This window comes from Rhodococcus sp. S3 (assembly GCF_058211795.1).
Genome location: NZ_CM177074.1, coordinates 1,093,117 through 1,109,565, shown reverse-complemented (window position 1 = coordinate 1,109,565; position 16,449 = coordinate 1,093,117). Strand labels below are relative to the sequence as shown.

General features: G+C 69.4%; 11 protein-coding genes. 5 read left to right on the top strand and 6 right to left on the bottom strand.

The features are described 5' to 3' along the window. Positions 1 to 182: 182 nt before the first annotated feature. From AC0LPE_RS05295 to AC0LPE_RS05280, 4 genes are all read right to left on the bottom strand, one after another. Entirely contained in the window at positions 183 to 1,862 is a 1,680-nt protein-coding gene (locus tag AC0LPE_RS05295) for a sulfatase family protein (RefSeq protein WP_490605741.1), read from the bottom strand. 141 nt (positions 1,863 to 2,003) lie between these two features. Beyond that, positions 2,004 to 2,432 carry a DoxX family protein gene (locus AC0LPE_RS05290; protein ID WP_490605740.1) on the bottom strand — a complete coding sequence of 143 codons (429 nt, stop codon included), beginning with the start codon at positions 2,430 to 2,432 and terminating at the stop codon, positions 2,004 to 2,006. A 79-nt stretch (positions 2,433 to 2,511) separates the two neighbouring features. Beyond that, positions 2,512 to 3,588 carry a maleylacetate reductase gene (locus AC0LPE_RS05285; RefSeq protein WP_229567394.1) on the bottom strand — a complete coding sequence of 359 codons (1,077 nt, stop codon included), beginning with the start codon at positions 3,586 to 3,588 and terminating at the stop codon, positions 2,512 to 2,514. A gap of 40 nt (positions 3,589 to 3,628) precedes the next feature. Further along, positions 3,629 to 4,459 (bottom strand): TatD family hydrolase, encoded by an 831-nt coding sequence (locus AC0LPE_RS05280; RefSeq protein ID WP_160873879.1) that lies wholly within the window; start codon positions 4,457 to 4,459, stop codon positions 3,629 to 3,631. 22 nt (positions 4,460 to 4,481) lie between these two features. Between AC0LPE_RS05280 and metG the strand changes: the two genes are divergently transcribed. The 5 genes from metG to AC0LPE_RS05255 all read left to right on the top strand — a co-directional run bounded on the left by metG (position 4,482) and on the right by AC0LPE_RS05255 (position 10,800). Beyond that, positions 4,482 to 6,062: a methionine--tRNA ligase gene (metG, locus tag AC0LPE_RS05275; protein WP_229567392.1), complete on the top strand. Its 1,581-nt coding sequence runs from the start codon at positions 4,482 to 4,484 to the stop codon at positions 6,060 to 6,062. 88 nt (positions 6,063 to 6,150) lie between these two features. Next, complete coding sequence (locus AC0LPE_RS05270) at positions 6,151 to 7,290, top strand: DUF2786 domain-containing protein (protein ID WP_016693591.1); 1,140 nt, start codon at positions 6,151 to 6,153, stop codon at positions 7,288 to 7,290. Between the two features lie 133 nt (positions 7,291 to 7,423). Further along, on the top strand, positions 7,424 to 8,602 hold the full coding sequence (locus tag AC0LPE_RS05265; RefSeq protein WP_490605739.1) for an NAD(P)/FAD-dependent oxidoreductase: 1,179 nt from the start codon (positions 7,424 to 7,426) through the stop codon (positions 8,600 to 8,602). Continuing rightward, positions 8,599 to 9,480 (top strand): RNA polymerase sigma-70 factor, encoded by an 882-nt coding sequence (locus tag AC0LPE_RS05260; protein WP_088899241.1) that lies wholly within the window; start codon positions 8,599 to 8,601, stop codon positions 9,478 to 9,480. Before AC0LPE_RS05265 ends, AC0LPE_RS05260 begins: the two co-directional genes overlap by 4 nt. Positions 9,481 to 9,492: 12 nt before the next feature. Next, on the top strand, positions 9,493 to 10,800 hold the full coding sequence (locus AC0LPE_RS05255; RefSeq protein ID WP_088899240.1) for an aminodeoxychorismate synthase component I: 1,308 nt from the start codon (positions 9,493 to 9,495) through the stop codon (positions 10,798 to 10,800). Here AC0LPE_RS05255 and AC0LPE_RS05250 read toward each other — a convergent pair. Continuing rightward, positions 10,764 to 14,738, bottom strand: coding sequence for an nSTAND1 domain-containing NTPase (locus AC0LPE_RS05250; RefSeq protein WP_145691656.1), 3,975 nt, complete (start codon positions 14,736 to 14,738; stop codon positions 10,764 to 10,766). The two genes, AC0LPE_RS05255 and AC0LPE_RS05250, sit on opposite strands and share 37 nt — an antisense overlap. 287 nt (positions 14,739 to 15,025) lie before the next feature. Next, positions 15,026 to 16,429: an alanine/glycine:cation symporter family protein gene (locus AC0LPE_RS05245; protein WP_490605738.1), complete on the bottom strand. Its 1,404-nt coding sequence runs from the start codon at positions 16,427 to 16,429 to the stop codon at positions 15,026 to 15,028. Positions 16,430 to 16,449: the final 20 nt, after the last annotated feature.

Sequence of the window (16,449 nt, the reverse complement as noted above, 5' to 3'; positions counted from 1 at the left end):
ATTCGGGCACCGCGGACACGGGCTCGGTGAGGTGACCGAACATCCCGCGCATCTGTGCTCTGCCCCATGCGGGGGCGTTCGAGGTGCCGATGCCCACAGCCTCCGATGGAGCGGCCGGCTTCGCGGGCACAGCGGTTTCCGGGCCGCTTACCGGTGGTCGCGGCTGCCGGTGATCGGGTTCGTCAGCGTCCGGCCGATCCGCTGGGGATCGGGAGATCGGCGGATCCGCTCGGTACGGGGTACCGAGGAATCGGCACGGCCGGGGTGGTGCCCGTGCGGGCCATCACGTCCATCAGGACGGCGTGCATGGTCGCGACCTGCACCGGGTCGAAGTTCGCGAGGTCGAGCGGGTTCGCGCGGTTGCGCGTCTCGAGCGGATCGTCGTGCAGGTCGTAGAGTTCGAACTGCGGCAGCGCGCGACCCGAGGGATCGAAGTACATCGCGTACTTCCACCTGTCCTGCCGGACGGCGCGAATGTGGTTGGGCTGCTTCACCGTCGTCTGCCCGTTGGCCGCGGCGGCGTTCTCGTCGTCGAAGGTGAACAGGACGGTGTCCTGCACCTGTGGTGGCGTGCCACCGGACGACGCACCCTCGATGACGGGCGTGAGGTCGACGCCCTTGAACGTCCACGCCGAACGGTCGGGCACGGCGGCCATCGTCGCGAGGGTGGGCATGACGTCGATCAGCGACGCGAGCGCGTCGGTGGAGACCGGCCCCGGGAACATCACCGGATTACTCACCACGAGAGGAACATTGAGCGTTTCTTCGTAGGCGTTGAAGGCCTTCTGGCGGAGTCCGCCGTGCGACAGGCCCATCTCGCCGTGGTCGGCCACCCGGAAGACGACGGTGCGTTCGCGCATGCCCGAAACCGATTCCAGCGCATCGAGAACGGTTCCGATGTGCTGGTCGACGACCTTGTGCATGTAGGCGTACAGGTTGACGTACTGCCGTGCCGCCTCGGGACCGACGAGCGGACCGAGCGCCCCGGCGAGCAGCAGGAGCAGCTCGGCCTGGGCGGTGGGCTTGAAGTTGCGGAGCAGGTCCTCGTCGATGGTGGGCGGCAGGTCGATTCCCTGCTCGAAGGCCTCGGGCGCGAAGGCACCGTAGTTGTTGCAGTCGCCGTCGACCTGATCCCAGGTCTTCGGGTACGAGAGGATGTCGTGGGGGTTGGCGAACGACACGATGAGCGCGAACGGCCTGTCGTCGGTGGCGCTGCGCGACCGCAGGAACTCGGCGGCGTCGGAGGCGATCTTGCCGTCGCGGTCGGCGCAGCCACCGCCGAAGTTCTCGGGTGCGGTGTCCTGCCCGGCCTCCGGTGGCTCCCACCCTGCGAAGCCGTACCGCGCGATGTCGTCGGGCGACGGGTCACCGCCGTCGGCCCCCTTGCTCATGTGCCATTTGCCGCGGTAGTGGACGTCGTATCCGGCGGAGAGCAGCATCTTCGCCATGTTCTGGCCGTCCACCGGCAGCACAGGTTCGGTGGGCGAGAGCGTGCCGCCCTCGGTGAGGGTGCTCACCACCCCGTGCTGGGCGGGATAGAGCCCGGTGAAGAACGTGCTGCGACTGGGCGAGCACATCGCGGCGTTGCAGAACGACCGTGTGAAGGTCAGCCCGGTGTCGGCCAGGCGCTGCCGGTTGGGCAGATTGTTGCGCGCCCAGTCGGCCGGCCAGTGCATCGGCTGACGCTCCTGGTCGGTCATGATGATGAGGATGTTGGGACGCTGCGGCGTCCGGGGCTGTGCCGCAGACGTTCCGGCGCCCACGAGGCCGGCAGCGAGGAGCGCGCCCGCGCCCACGAGGAAGGTCCGTCGATTGACATTCCACGTGGTGTCGCGACGCGGAACAGCTTGCTGCACGGCCATATCGATCCTGTCGGAGAGATCCGTGAACGCATATGTCGTGCAGGAGAATAACAAGACATATGCGAAAAGCGCGCGTCATCGGACGGAAAAGGCGCTGCGGACGATCGGGAGAAATCGTCCACAGCGCCTCGGACCCGCAGGTCAGGCCGTGCGCAGAAGCGGAACCTTCCGCGCGAGGAATCGATCGACGCCGAACGCTCCCGCACCGACCGCCGCGAGCAGGAGAGCTCCTGCGCCGAGTGCGGCGACGAGCTCGAAACCGCCGTCGCCGACGTAGATTCCGTTCTCCACGTGCACGATGAAGAACGCGCCGAGCATGAGCAGGAACAGCAGGACGCCGAAGACGGGGACGAGCACACCGAGGATGAGCGCGAGACCGCCGAGGATCTCGATCCAGGTGGCGACGAACGCCGAGACGGCCGGGGCGGGCACGCCCATTCCTTCGAAGCCGGCCTTGGTGCCTTCGTATCCCCACGAGTCGAACTTCTGCAGTCCGTGCGCGAGGAAGATGACGCCGAGTACGAGTCGGGCGACGAGGATGCCGAAGTCGCGGACGAGAGGGGTCTTCATGTCGAGCCTTTCGGGTCGGAGGCCGGAGAGCCCCACTTAGTTGAAGCGACAACTAAGATAGCAACCCGTAGTTGTAGCTTCAACCAGCCGTCGGAGCCGGTTCCGGTCGGGTACCGGCGAATGCCTCCCCCAGCAACCGCCGCACGCCCACCTCCGTGACCTCCCGGGGATTCGGATACGGCTTCGCCGTCACCAGTCGTGCCGCCTCGTCCAGGTCGGATTGCCGCAACCCCAGTTCCTCGAGACTCGTCGGCCCACCGGCCGCCGCCACGAGGTCGTAGACGCCCGCGGATGCCGAATCCGTGCCGAGCGCCTGCGCGACCCGCGCCATGACGTGCGGTACCGACGGTTCGTTGTAGGCGAGCGCGTGGGGCAGCACGACGGTGTGCGTGGCAGCGTGCGGCAGGTCGAACGAGCCGCCCAGCACGTGACAGAGCTTGTGGTGCAGCCCCATTCCCGCCGAGGCGAGACAGGTTCCGGAGAGCCACGCCGCGAGCAACAGATCCGAACGCCCCTCGGGATCGGCCGAATCCGCACCGAGCGCCGGGATACCCCGGGCGATCGCGGCCACGGCCTCGAGCGCGAGGGCGTCGACGATCGGATTGGCCTGTTCGGAGTAGAGGGCCTCGACCGCGTGGGCCATCGCGTTGATCGCGCTGGTCACCGCCAACGGAATGGGCATCGAGGTGGTGAACTCGACGTCGTAGATCACGGTCTCGGGAAGGATGTCGGGCGACGAACGTGTGGTCTTCACCCCGTCGGCGGTCTCCCCGAGAACGGGCGTCACCTCCGACCCGGCGTAGGTCGTCGGCAGGATCACCTGATCGATCCCCGTGCGGCGGGCCAGTGCCTTGGCCAGTCCGGTGGTCGAGCCGCCACCGACCGCGACGACCGCATCGACGTCGTGCTCGGTGACCCGGCCGAGCACCCGTTCGGTCACCTCGACCGGCGTGTGCATCACCGCGCCGTCGAAACGCGCGACCTGCAGATCACCGAGATACTTCTCGACCAGCTCCGCCTGGTGCCGCACGTGCTCGCCGGCGAGCAGCAGGACGCGGGAACGACCGAGTCGACGTACTTCGTCCGCGACCCGCGAGGCGGTACCGGGGCCGAAGATCACACGTACCGGATGAGAGTTGTAGACGAAGGAGCGCATGCCCGTATTCTCACGACGGGAGTGGGGACGCGCGTGCCCTTTACGAAAGTCCGTACACCCGCTCGGCGTTCGCGGTGGTGGCCGCGGCCAGTTCGTCGGCGTCCTCGCCCCGTACCTCGGCGAGCGCGCGCACGGTGTACGGCAGGCAGTACGACTCGTTCGGCGCGCCCCGGAAGGGATGCGGGGTCAGGAACGGCGCGTCGGTCTCCACCAGCACCAGCTCACGGGGCACGAGCGGCGCCGCTTCGCGCAGGGCCTTCGCGTTCTTGAAACTCACGGTGCCCGAGAAGCTCAGCAGGTATCCGGCGTCGACGCAGCGGCGGGCCATGTCGGCATCCGACGAGAAGCAGTGGAAGATCACCTTCTCGGGTGCGCCCTCGTCGTGCAGGACACGCAGCAGGTCGGCGTCGGCCTCGCGGTTGTGGATCATCAGCGGCTTGCCGAGTCGCTTCGCGAGGTCGATGTGCCAGCGGAAGCCCTCTTCCTGCTCGGCCGGTTCGGCGCACCCGTCGAGCTTGCCGGGCCAGTAGAGGTCGAGGCCGGTCTCCCCCACCGCGACGCAACGCGGGTCGGCGGCGAGCTTCTCGATCTCGGCGCGGGTGGCGTCGTCGAGACTGTTCGCGCGGGTGGGATGAATGGCGACGGCCGCGTGGACGCGGTCGTCCCAGTGCGCGGCCCGCACGGCGAAACGCGCCGCCTCGAGATCGTCGGCGACGGTGACGATGCGTCCGACCCCCACCGCGGCGGCACGATCGACGATCGCGGAGGTCGTCGCGGCATCCTCGGCACCGCACGCGTCGAGGTGCGTGTGGGCGTCGACGAGGGGGCTCAACGGCTGCGGGGCTTCGGGGGCGGGACGGGCTGCGCTCACGCCCTATAAACTACTGGCCACCATGACTGCGCCTGATTCCTCCCGCCCGGCTGCCGGCGAGACCACCCGCCCGCCGTTCTACGTCACGACCGCGATCGCGTACCCGAACGGCGCCCCGCACATCGGGCACGCCTACGAGTACATCTCGACCGATGCGATCGCGCGGTTCAAGCGTCTCGACGGCTTCGACGTGCGCTTCCTGACCGGCACCGACGAGCACGGTCTGAAGATGCAGCAGACCGCCGCGAAGGAAGGGATCCCGGTCACCGAACTCGCGTCCCGCAACTCGGACGTGTTCGAGGCCATGGACAAGCGGCTGAACATCTCGTACGACCGGTTCATCCGCACCACGGACGCCGATCACCTCGAGGCGAGCAAGGCGATCTGGCAGCGCATGGTCGACTCGGGCGACATCTACCTCGACACCTACGCGGGGTGGTACTCGGTCCGCGACGAGGCGTTCTACACCGACGGCGAGACCACGCTGCTCGAGGACGGCTCGCGGATCTCCACCGACACCGGCACCCCCGTGGAGTGGACCGAGGAGTCCACCTACTTCTTCCGGCTGTCGGCCTATCAGGACAAGCTGCTCGAGCTCTACGAGAAGCAGCCCGACTTCATCGCCCCGGCCACCCGTCGCAACGAGATCGTCAGCTTCGTCTCCGGCGGCCTGAAGGACCTGTCGATCTCCCGCACCACCTTCGACTGGGGTGTGCCGGTCCCCGATCACCCCGATCACGTCATGTACGTGTGGGTCGACGCGCTGACCAACTACCTCACCGGCGCCGGTTTCCCCGACACCGGGTCGGAGTCCTACCGCCGCTACTGGCCCGCCGACCTGCACATCATCGGCAAGGACATCACGCGGTTCCACACCGTCTACTGGCCGGCCTTCCTCATGTCGGCGGGGCTCGAACTGCCGAAGCGGGTCTTCGTCCACGGCTTCCTGTTCAACAAGGGCGAGAAGATGTCGAAGTCGGTCGGCAACGTCGTCGACCCGCTCGAGATGGTCGACCGGTACGGCCTCGACCAGCTGCGCTTCTTCCTGCTCCGCGAGATCTCCTACGGCCAGGACGGCAGCTACAGCCACGAGGCGATCGTCACCCGCATCAACGCCGATCTCGCCAACGACCTCGGCAACCTCGCGCAGCGCTCCCTGACGATGGTCGCGAAGAATCTCGAGGGCACCGTGCCCACGCCGGGCGAGTTCACCGCCGACGACGAGGCGATGCTCGCCCAGGCCGACGCGCTGCTCGCGAAGGTGCGCGCCGAGTTCGACGCCCAGGCCCTGCACCTCGGTCTCGAAGCGATCTGGCACGTGCTCGGCGAGACCAACCGCTACTTCTCGGCGCAGCAGCCGTGGGTGCTGCGCAAGACCGATCCCGAGCGGATGGCGACGGTCCTGTACGTCACGCTCGAGGTCGTGCGGATCGTGGGTCTGCTCGTCCAGCCGGTGATGCCCGATGCTGCCGCGAACATCCTCGATCTCCTCGGTCAGGCACCCGAGGCACGGCAGTTCGACGCCGTCGCGACCCGCCTGGCTCCGGGCACCGCCCTGCCCGCCCCGGCACCGGTGTTCCCGCGCTACGTCGACGAGGACTGAGCGTCCGGTCCGGCGACGGAGAGCCTTTCACCTGCGTGTTCTCCGTCGCCGCGCAAACCTGTCGGTACCGTGCGCCACACTGCGGCGCATGCGCAGTGATAGAACACATGTTCGATCCGGTGGTCTGAACGAGCACTCCCTGCTCGCCGAGCTGGGCGGTGCCTACGAGCGGGGATGGCAGCCCGCCGACGTGCTCCACGTGACGGCCCGCTCGGGTGGTCCCTCCGATGTCGCACTGACGGCGGCCACGATGCTGTTCGACGCGCAGATCCGGCGCGCAGCCGAACGCGCCCCCGTCGAGTGGGTGCGGCAACTCGACGAGATCGCCCGCCGGCATCCGCGTCCCGCCCACGCAGCCGGGGCACCGACCCTGGCCGACGGTCTGTTCCGCGCGTGCCCCGACGTCACCCGCTTCGAGATCGAAGGGCTCGCCTTCACCTGGAAGTACCTGCCGTCCTTCGCGATCCTCACACCCCCGCCGTCGCGGTGGCCGTCCGTCCGGTCCGGCGACCCGTCCGTGCCCACCCCGCCCGACACCCGGATCCTCGAACGCATCCGGGCACTGTTGTCGAAGGCCGAGTCCACCGACTTCCCCGACGAGGCCGAAGCGCTCACCGCGAAGGCGCAGGAACTCGTCTCGCGCCATGCGGTGGGTGCGGCGCTGCTGGCCGGGCCCGACTCCGGCACCGACCCGGTCGTCGGCCGGCGCATCCACCTCGACAGCCCGTACATCCGCGAGAAGGTCCTGCTCCTCACCGCCATCGGCGACGCGAACCGCGTGCGCACGGTGTGGTTCACCCGGGTGCAGATCGCGACGATCGTCGGCACCGCCACCGACCTGCAGCAGGCCGAGATGCTGTACACCTCGCTGCTCGTGCAGGCCGGGCGGGCCGTGCAGGCGGCCGGAACTGCGGGGCGGCGCGGGTCGTCCGCGACCTCCTTCCGCCGCGCCTTCCTCACCGGCTACGCGCACCGGATCGGCGAACGTCTCCGCGAGGCGGATGTCCGGGCCACCGCCCACGCCGCCGCCGACGCGCAGATGCCCATCACGAAACTCGCGCCCATCCTCGCCAGGCGGTCCGATGCCGTCGACACCGAGTTCCGGCGGCTGTTCCCCGTCACCCGCGACTCGCGTAGTCGCGGCGTCGACGCCGACGGCTTCCACGCCGGTCGCGATGCGGCCGAGACCGCCTCGCTGACACCGGAATCCCGCACGGTCGGTCGCTGACCGGATCGATCGTCGACGAGCCCGACAGCAGGAGACGGGCATCACAGGAATTCGCGGCGGCGCCGTGTCACATCCCCGCGACGAGCGGTGTCCTATCGGTGACACCACTTCCGACAGCGATGGGAACAGAGCGATGACGACGCAATTCCATGTGGTGGTCGTAGGGGCGGGATACGCCGGCGTGATGGCCGCGAACCGTCTGCTCGCCGAACACCCTGAGGTGGCGGTCACCGTCGTGAACCCGCGACCGGTCTTCGTCGAACGCGTCCGGCTCCACCAGGTGGCGGCCGGATCCGGAACCGCCACACACGAACTGTCCGATCTCTTGCACCCGCGGGCGACGCTGCACGTCGGTTCGGCCGTACGGATCGAACCGCACGCGGTGTCCCTCGCCGACGGGACGGTCCTGCCGTGCGACGCGGTGATCTACGCCGTCGGCAGCACCTCGGGCTCCGGTGCGATCCCCGGTGCGGAGAAGGCGTTCTCCGTCGCCGACCTCGACTCCGCCACGGCCCTGCACGACGCTCTCCTCGAGGCGGACGATCACGCCTCCGTCGTCGTGATCGGCGGTGGGCTCACCGGCCTCGAGACCGTCACCGAACTCGCACAGTCGTATCCGCGGCGCACCCTCGTCCTCGTCGGCGATCCGGGAGCGGCCCTTCCTGCGAACACGCAGCGTTACATCCTCCACCGGCTCGACGAACTGGGCGTTCAGGTCCGGTCGGGAACGCAGGTCGCCCGCATCGACGACGGCTCGGTCGTCCTCGACGACGGCTCCGAGATCCCCGCGACCCTCGTGGTCCGCACGGCCGGTTTCTCCGTGCCCGATCTGGCTCGTCGCAGCGGCCTGCGGGTCGACGACGACGGTCGTCTCCGGGTGCGCGACACCCTGCAGGCGGTCGACGGCACGCCGATCGTCGGCGTGGGCGACAGCATGCCGATCGTCGGCGTGGGCGACGCCGTGGTGGTGGACGGCAACGACCACCTGCGCATGAGCTGCCAGGCCGCGATGCCGCTCGGCACCCACGGCGCCGACACGGTGTGGCAACTGCTGCAGGGACGCGAGCCGGCACCGCTCTCCCTCGGTTTCGTCACGACCTGCATCTCTCTCGGCCGCGATCGCGGCGTCGTGCAGTTGTCGGCACGCGACGACACCCCGTCGAGGTGGGCCGTGCGCGGTCGGCTCGCAGCACCGGTGAAGGAAGCCGTCGTTCGTGGGACCATCCACTCCATGCGACTCCAGGCGCGCGGACGTGCCCTGCCGACCCGACGCGGACCGGACACCGCCGCACGGGAGAAGGCGCGCGTATGACCGGCGACGACGTCTTCACCGAGCATCGTGGGTTGCTGTTCTCGATCGCCTACGAGATCACCGGCAGTGTCGCCGACAGCGAGGACGTCCTGCAGGAGAGCTACATCCGCTGGGCCCGCACCGACACCGGCAGCGTCGACAATCCGCGGGCCTACGCGGCGCAGATCGTGACGCGTCAGGCGTTGAACTCGCTGCGTTCGGCGCAGCGCCGCCGGGAGGACTATGTCGGGCCGTGGTTGCCCGAGCCGATCCTCACCGCTCCCGACGCAGCCGCCGAGGTCGAACTCGCCGAGTCGGTGTCGACCGCGATGCTGCTGGTGCTCGAGACGCTGACGCCCGTCGAACGCGCGGTCTTCGTGATGCGCGAGGTGTTCGGTTTCGAGTACGGGCGCATCGCCGAGACGGTCGACCGCACCGAGAGCGCCGTCCGGCAGATCGCGCATCGCGCCCGCGAGCACGTCCATGCCCGGCAGCGACGCTTCACTCCCGCAGGCGACGAGACCGACCGGGTGGTCGCGGCGTTCCTCACCGCGGCCACCACCGGCGACCTCGACGGACTGCTGTCACTGTTGGCTCCCGACGTGCGGTACCTCGCCGACGGTGGCGGCAAGGTCAATGCGGCCCGGGTTCCGGTCCTCGGCTCCGCGAAGGTCGCCCGGCTGTTCCTCGGACTGGTCCGGCATCCACTGCCCGACATGACCATCGAGCCGGCCGTGGTGAACTCGATGCCCGGTGTCCTCGTGTACTCGGCGGGTGTCCTCGACATGGTGTTGCACTTCGAGATCGACGACGGCCTGGTCACCGGCGTCTACGTGGTCCGCAATCCCGACAAGCTCGCGCATCTCGGGGCTCGTCCCGATGCCTCCGACCAGGCATGACAAGCTGACGCCATGCGGATGGAACGACTCGGCCGCGGCGGCACCGTCGATCGCGTGCTCGGTGCACTCGCAGAACGCGCCAGGATCCTCGCCGTCCCCGCTCCGGCGGCACTGTCGGGCGAATGGTTCGGGGCGGCGGCCGTGCTTGTCCCCTCCGTGTCCGTCGAATCCGTCCCACCGGAGGGAGTCTTCTCCCTCCCGGCGGACGCTCCCGACGCCGTGGGTGACGATCGGCCGCTCATCGGGGGCGGGCGCATCGGTTATCTCGCGTACCCGGATCGCATCCCGGACCGACCCGCATTGCCCCTCGCCGCGAGCGGGTGGACCGACACCGTCCTGCGTCTCGACGCCGACGGGTGCTGGTGGTACGAGACGCTCGGCACCGCACCCTGCCCCGACGATCTCGCCGCGGCGGTGCTCGCACCACCGTCGAGCGCCGCATCTCCGACCGCATCCGACTGGCACATCGACTGGACACCACCGCCTCGCGACGAGCACCGCCGCGGCGTCGAACGCTGTCTCGACGCGATCCGCGCCGGCGAGGTGTACCAGGCGTGCGTGTGCACGCGGTTCACCGGCCGGTGGGGCGGCGATCCGCTGGCGTTCTTCGCCGACGGGATCTCCCGGACCGCCCCGGCGCGCGCCGCCTACCTGCAGGGATCGTGGGGTGCGATCGCGTCGTTGTCGCCCGAACTGTTCGTCTCCCTCCATGGCGACACGCTGCGGTCAAGTCCGATCAAGGGCACTCTCCCCCGCTCCGCCGACCCCGCCGTGCTACGAGCGTCGGTCAAGGACGTCGCCGAGAACGTGATGATCGTCGATCTCGTCCGCAACGATCTCGGCCGTGTCGCCGAGACGGGTTCGGTGCGGGTCGAGGATCTGCTGACCGTGCGGCCCGCCCCGGGCGTGTGGCATCTGGTGTCCACCGTCGCGGCGGAGCGGCGACCGGGCGTGACTGTCGCCGACGTGCTCGACGCGGCGTTCCCGCCCGCATCGGTCACGGGCTGTCCGAAGCTCCGTGCCCGAACGCTGCTCACCCGGTGGGAGGGTTCGGCGCGAGGGGTCTACTGCGGCACCGTCGGCATGTCGAGTCCGATCGCCGGCACCGAACTGAACGTCGCGATCCGCACCGTCGAGTTCGGCCATGACGATGCCGGCAACGGCGTGTGCGCTCTCGGTGTGGGAGGTGGCATCACCGTCGACTCCGATCCCGATGCAGAATGGCAGGAATGCCTGGACAAGGCCGCCAGCATCCTCGCGCTCGGCGACGCGCGGGCAGCAGCTCAGCACACCTCGTCGGGAGGCGACGGCAACTCGTAGCGGTCGAGTACCTCCTCGAGGTGCACCGAGGTGGAACGGCAGATGCGGGCGACGACGGCGTCGGCGTCGAGTCCCCACGTGCGGAGCAGACCGTCGCCGCCGGCGGCGACGATGGTGCCGTCGGGCGCGAAGGTCACCTGCCATCGGCCCGTTCCCATGTCGGTGACCGGGCCACCGATCTCGTGCATGTCCCCCGGGTCGGCGACGTCCCACAGGCGGACGGTGCCATCGTCGCTGCCGCTGACCGCGCGCGTTCCGTCGGGCGTGATCGAGACGGAGTAGACCGTGCCGGTATGGCCGCTCAACCGGGTCTCACGGGCGACGAGGTCACCGGACCCGGTGCGGTCCCAGACCACGACGTCGTGGTCGTCCCCGCCGGTCACCAGCACGTCGCTCGACCCTCCGAAGGCCACGGTGTTCACCCCGGTGACGTGCCCGTCCGAGACGTTCACCCGCTGCGGGGAGCGCGGATCGGTCACGTTCCAGGCGTAGATCTCACTGTCGGCACTCGTGACCACGAGACTGCGACCGTCGGGGCTGATGGCGGCGCTGCGCACGAGATTCTTCGGTCCCGTCAGCGGTTCGCCCCACGGCACCGGTTCGGCGGGATCCGCGATGTCCCACAATTGCACCGAGAAGTCGTCGGCGCCGGTCACGAGGGTCGTCCCGTCGGGTCCGAACGCCAGCGCGGAGGTGAATCTCGTGTCGAGCGGCACCGGCTCGCCGAACGGCTTCGGTGTCGCCGGATCGCGCACGTCCCACAGTTGCACGCTGCCGCCGGACGTCGGTGCCGTGGCCAGGATCGTGCCCGAGGGCGAGAGCGCGCACACGTACGCACCGCCGAGCGGGCGCGACAAGGCGATCCCACCGGCGCGGTTCCAGTCGCCACCCTGACCGACCCGCCAGAGCGTGACATCCGGTCCGTAGCTGCCGGTCGCGACGAGGGCTCCGGCACGATCGATCGCCGGTCTGGTCAGCGCACCGTCGGCCACCGCCACCCGGGTCTGCGGCATCGTCCACACCCGGACGTTGGAATCCTGTCCGCCGGTGACGATGGTGGTGCCGGTCGGGCTCACCGCGAGCGTCGGGACACCGCCTCCGTGCCCGGTCAGCGGCGGGCCGATCTCGTCGAGGCTCCGCGTGGAGGGATCGACGTCCCACAGTTTCGCGGTGCCGTCCCAGGACGCGCTCGCCAGTGTGCGGCCGTCGGGGAGGAACGCGATGTTCCAGACACCGCCGGTGTGGGCGTTCGTCGGCACCCCCAGCGGGCGGGCCGCACGCGGATCGGTGGTGTCGAACAGGTGCAGCACACCGTCGTCGCTGCTCGCCGCGAGGATCGTGCCGTCGCCGTTGAAGCTCACCGAATGCGCGACGTCGCCGAAACCGGTGAGCGGCTCACCGAGCGGCACCGGCCGCGACGGCGTGCTCACGTCCCACAGCCGGACGGTGCGGTCGTCGCTGGACGTGGCGAGGATCTGCCCACCGGGACGGAAGGCCACCGTCCGCACACCACCGTCGTGTCCGTCGACCAGGGTGACGGGGAACCGGCCCGATCCGGGATCCGAGGTGTCGACGAGCGCGACGTGCCCGTCGTCGTAGGGCACGGCGAGCACCCGGCCGTTGGGCGAGTACCGCACGTTGTGCACGGCGCCGCCGGCGTAGACCTGCCGGTCGAGCACCACGCGCGGCGCAGCACGATCGGATGCGTCGTAGATCCACACACCGCCGTCACCTGCACCGATCGCGAGGAAACGGCCGTCGGGGCTGAACGAGACGGACGCCATGTACTTCGACGACAACTGCAACGGCTCGCCCACCGCGACCGGTTCGTCGCCGTCGAGTGCCCACAGGCGGACGGTGCCGTCGTCGCTCGCCGAGGCGAGGGTGGACCCGTCGGGTGAGACGACGACGCCGTAGACCGGCCCGGTGTGTCCGCTCAGCGTGTAGGCGAGGGGCACGGCCTGGCTGGCGATGAGTCTCGAGTACGCGACCGGGCTGTCGGGCTGGAGTTCGGCCGCGACGAGCGCCAGATTCGCCGAGACGGTGGGGTCCTCGTCGCGCAGGGAGTCGGACAGCGCGACGATCTGCTGGAACTGCGCGGTGCTCCGTGCCGTCTCGGCTCGTCCCTTCGCGTCCCAGGCCAGTCCGGTCATGACGAACGCGATGATCGTGGACAGCGCCATCGCGGCGATGCCGACGCGCCGGGTCCGTGTCTCGCGGGCGATCTGCCGGCGGGAGGCGTCGAGGAAGGCCACGGCCGTGGGGCTGAGCGCGACCGGTCCGCGCCGGTCCTCGGGGGTGCCCGCCGTGGCGAGGTGCGGGTTCTGCTCGGTCACGACGTCCATGCGTCCGCGTTGATAGAGCAGTTCCCGGTTGCGTCCGGAGGCGAGCCAGGTCGATGCGTCGGCCTCGATCTGCTGCCGCAGGGCGGCGCCGGCGCGGTCCTGCTGGATCCAGGACTTGAGGCGGGGCCACGCGTCGATCACCGCGTCGTGGATGAGTTCGACGTAGTCGGCGTCGACGACGAGCACACGTGCCGACACGAAATGGTCGAGGACGCGTTTCGACGCGTCGCGATCCTCGCCGCCCACCGCGAGCAGTTCGTTCAACGACCGGGCGATCTTGACGTCCGTGCCGGTCGTGGTGACGTACACCAGGTGGACGAGCATCGAGCGGGCGCGGGCCCGGTCGGCATCGTCGGCGAGACTCTCCCACGCCCGTTCGGCGCCGGCGGCGACGGATCCGCGGACCCCGCCGGTCGCGCGGTAGGCGGCGACGGTGAGCGTGCCCCCGCTGCGCTTGTCCCACAGCGAGTCGAGCAGGTGGGAGAGCAGGGGAAGCTCGGTGCCACTGATCTCACCGTCGGCCAGACCCGTGAGGTCGTGGAGGATGAGGTCGACGAGGCCGGGCTCTAGGCGGACCCCCACGAGCTTGGCGGGAGCGGTGATGACCTCGACGAGATCGTCGCGGTCGAGGGGCTGGACGGTCTTGGTCCGCCGCTCGAGTGCCCGGGCGAGCACCGGGGTTGCCACCGCCTGGTCGTAGAAGTCCGACCGCATCGTCGCGACGACGAGGGCGGGCGCGTCGCCGTCGGAACAGGTCGACGCCGTCTCGAGCAGAGTGAGGAATGCGGTGCGCAGAGCGACGTCGCTGCACTGGGTGAACAGTTCCTCGATCTGGTCGACGACGATCAACAGCAAGGACGACGACGTGCGCGAGGTCGCGGCGCGCAGGGCCGCATGTACGGCGGTGTGGTCGGCGGGGTCGCCGACGTCGGCCAGTTCGGGGAACGCGTCGACCAGTCGTGCGACCGGGTCGGTGCCGGGGGTGAGGACCACCGGGTGGCAGTCCGGCGCGGAACACAGCTGCGGAATAAGACCGGCCTGTACGAGCGAGGACTTGCCGACGCCGGAGGCGCCGGTCACCACGACCGGGCCCTGCCCGTGGGAGGCGGTCACCACGTCGGCGAGGCTGCGCACGCTCTGGGTGCGCCCGAAGAACAACCGGGCGTCGTTCTGACGGTAGGACGCGAGTCCCTTGTACGGGCGGACCCCGGGCGGCACCGAGGCCGGTGCCGATTCCTTGGTGCGCGGAGCGTTCGCCTGCCCGCGCGCGGCCTTCCACCAGTTCTCCCACTGCTTCAGGGAGTACAGACCGGGGGCCGGCGGTTCGGCGTTGAGTTCCCGCGCCGCGCGGATGAGGACCACGAGCACTGGATGCACCGACTCGAAGTTGGCCGGCATCCGGTTGCCGCTGCGCCAGTCGCTGACCCGCTGGACGGAGACGGTCCGGTCGCTGCCCACTGCCCGGGCGACGATCGCGGCATCCGAGACGACCTTCTTGAGGGCGGGACGACCGGCCGCGGCGAAGAGCATCCGCAACTGGTCGGCGAAGAACTGACGCTGCGCCGAACCAGGCTTTCCGCCGGTGTCTGCCATCCGTTCCGCGCCCCTCGTACTCCCGTTCCCCGCCTGCAAACATCCGCTGCGGAAAAATTCCTCACCACGTCTGAGCAGGGATGATACCGGTTCCGCGCCGGTCGGTATTTTTGGTCCCCGTCGAAGACACGGAAGAGTGGTGACCACGCAAGGTTCGACCTTGCAGCGTGGGGCGGGGGCCTCCACGCCGATAGGGACTGACGAGGGGTAGTTCCGGGTCGGCGTGGAGGCATGCTCCACATACGTTCAGGGCCCCGCATCGCGGGGCCCTTTCCCGTTTCCTCCGGTTACCTGACGGTGTCGGGATCGTCCGTCGCGACGGGGTTGCCCAACAGGTACGGGTCGCGATCGAGATAGGCCTTCGTCTCCCGCGCGATCAGACCCGACAGCACCAGCAGACCGATGAGGTTCGGCAGGGCCATGAGGCCGTTCATCACGTCGGAGAAGTTCCAGACCACCTCGAGCTGGGTGGTGGCACCGATGAACACCACGACCACGAAGATTGCGCGGTAGGGCACCACGCCGCGGCGACCGAAGAGTCGCTCGACGCACCGCTCGCCGTAGTACGACCAGCCGAGGATCGTCGAGAAGGCGAAGAAGACGACCGAGATGGCGACGATCCAGTGACCCCAGTCCCCGCCGAGGCCGTCGGCGAAGCCGGCCGACGTCATGGCGGCACCCTGCTCGCCGGACTCCCAGGCTCCGGTGGTGACGATGACCAGGCCGGTGAAGGTGACGACGATGATCGTGTCGATGAACGTCTGGGTCATCGACACCAGGCCCTGACGGACCGGGTGGGTGGTCTGGGCGGCTGCGGCGGCGATCGCCGCGCTGCCCATGCCCGACTCGTTCGAGAAGATGCCGCGGGCGACGCCGTAGCGCAGAGCGATCATGAAGACCGATCCGATGAAGCCGCCGGTGGCCGCGGTGCCGGTGAAGGCGTCGGTGAAGATGAGCGCGAAGGCCTCGGGGATCTGGGTGAAGTTGACCGCGAGGACGATGATGCCGGCGCCGACGTACAGGAGGATCATGGCGGGCACGAAGCCGGCGGTGACCCTGCCGATGGACTTGATGCCGCCGAGCAGGACCGCCGCGGCGAGCACGGTCATCACGATGCCGCTGAGCCAGGTGGGCACACCGAAGGTGCCGTCGAGCTGGGTGGCGACGGTGTTGGCCTGGGTCATGTTGCCGATGCCGAAGCTGGCGAGCACGGCGAACACCGCGAACAGCAGGCTCAGGACGAGACCGGCCTTGTTGGGGATGGCGCGGGCGAGGTAGTACTGCGGACCACCGCTCTGCTCACCCTTGGCGTCGGTCGTGCGGTACTTCACGCCGAGGAACGCCTCGGAGTACTTGCTGGCCATGCCGACCAGGCCGGTGACCCACATCCAGAACAGCGCGCCGGGCCCGCCGAAGTAGATCGCGGTGCCGACACCGGCGATGTTGCCCACGCCCACCGTCGCGGCGAGCGCGGTGGTCAGTGCCTGGTACTGGGAGATGTCACCTTCGGTGGCTCCGGGATCGTGGCGGGTGATCAGACCCAGCCGCAGTGCGGGCCACAGCTTGCGGAACTGGATGCCCTTCAGCCGAACCGTGAGCACAAGGCCCGTACCCAACAGCAGCGGGATGAGCAGGTACGGCCCCCACACCACCCCGCCCACCTCGACGAGGAAATCGTTCACCGAATCCATCCGCGTCCTCCTGATCGTCC

What these genes read in the sequence shown, in the direction of transcription:
- AC0LPE_RS05295 (WP_490605741.1), bottom strand. Translation starts at nt 1,862, where the DNA reads ATGGCCGTGCAGCAAGCTGTTCCGCGTCGCGACACCACGTGGAATGTC.
- AC0LPE_RS05255 (WP_088899240.1), top strand. Translation starts at nt 9,493, where the DNA reads ATGCGGATGGAACGACTCGGCCGCGGCGGCACCGTCGATCGCGTGCTC.
- AC0LPE_RS05265 (WP_490605739.1), top strand. Translation starts at nt 7,424, where the DNA reads ATGACGACGCAATTCCATGTGGTGGTCGTAGGGGCGGGATACGCCGGC.
- AC0LPE_RS05250 (WP_145691656.1), bottom strand. Translation starts at nt 14,738, where the DNA reads ATGGCAGACACCGGCGGAAAGCCTGGTTCGGCGCAGCGTCAGTTCTTC.
- AC0LPE_RS05270 (WP_016693591.1), top strand. Translation starts at nt 6,151, where the DNA reads ATGCGCAGTGATAGAACACATGTTCGATCCGGTGGTCTGAACGAGCAC.
- AC0LPE_RS05260 (WP_088899241.1), top strand. Translation starts at nt 8,599, where the DNA reads ATGACCGGCGACGACGTCTTCACCGAGCATCGTGGGTTGCTGTTCTCG.
- AC0LPE_RS05245 (WP_490605738.1), bottom strand. Translation starts at nt 16,429, where the DNA reads ATGGATTCGGTGAACGATTTCCTCGTCGAGGTGGGCGGGGTGGTGTGG.
- metG (WP_229567392.1), top strand. Translation starts at nt 4,482, where the DNA reads ATGACTGCGCCTGATTCCTCCCGCCCGGCTGCCGGCGAGACCACCCGC.
- AC0LPE_RS05285 (WP_229567394.1), bottom strand. Translation starts at nt 3,588, where the DNA reads ATGCGCTCCTTCGTCTACAACTCTCATCCGGTACGTGTGATCTTCGGC.
- AC0LPE_RS05290 (WP_490605740.1), bottom strand. Translation starts at nt 2,432, where the DNA reads ATGAAGACCCCTCTCGTCCGCGACTTCGGCATCCTCGTCGCCCGACTC.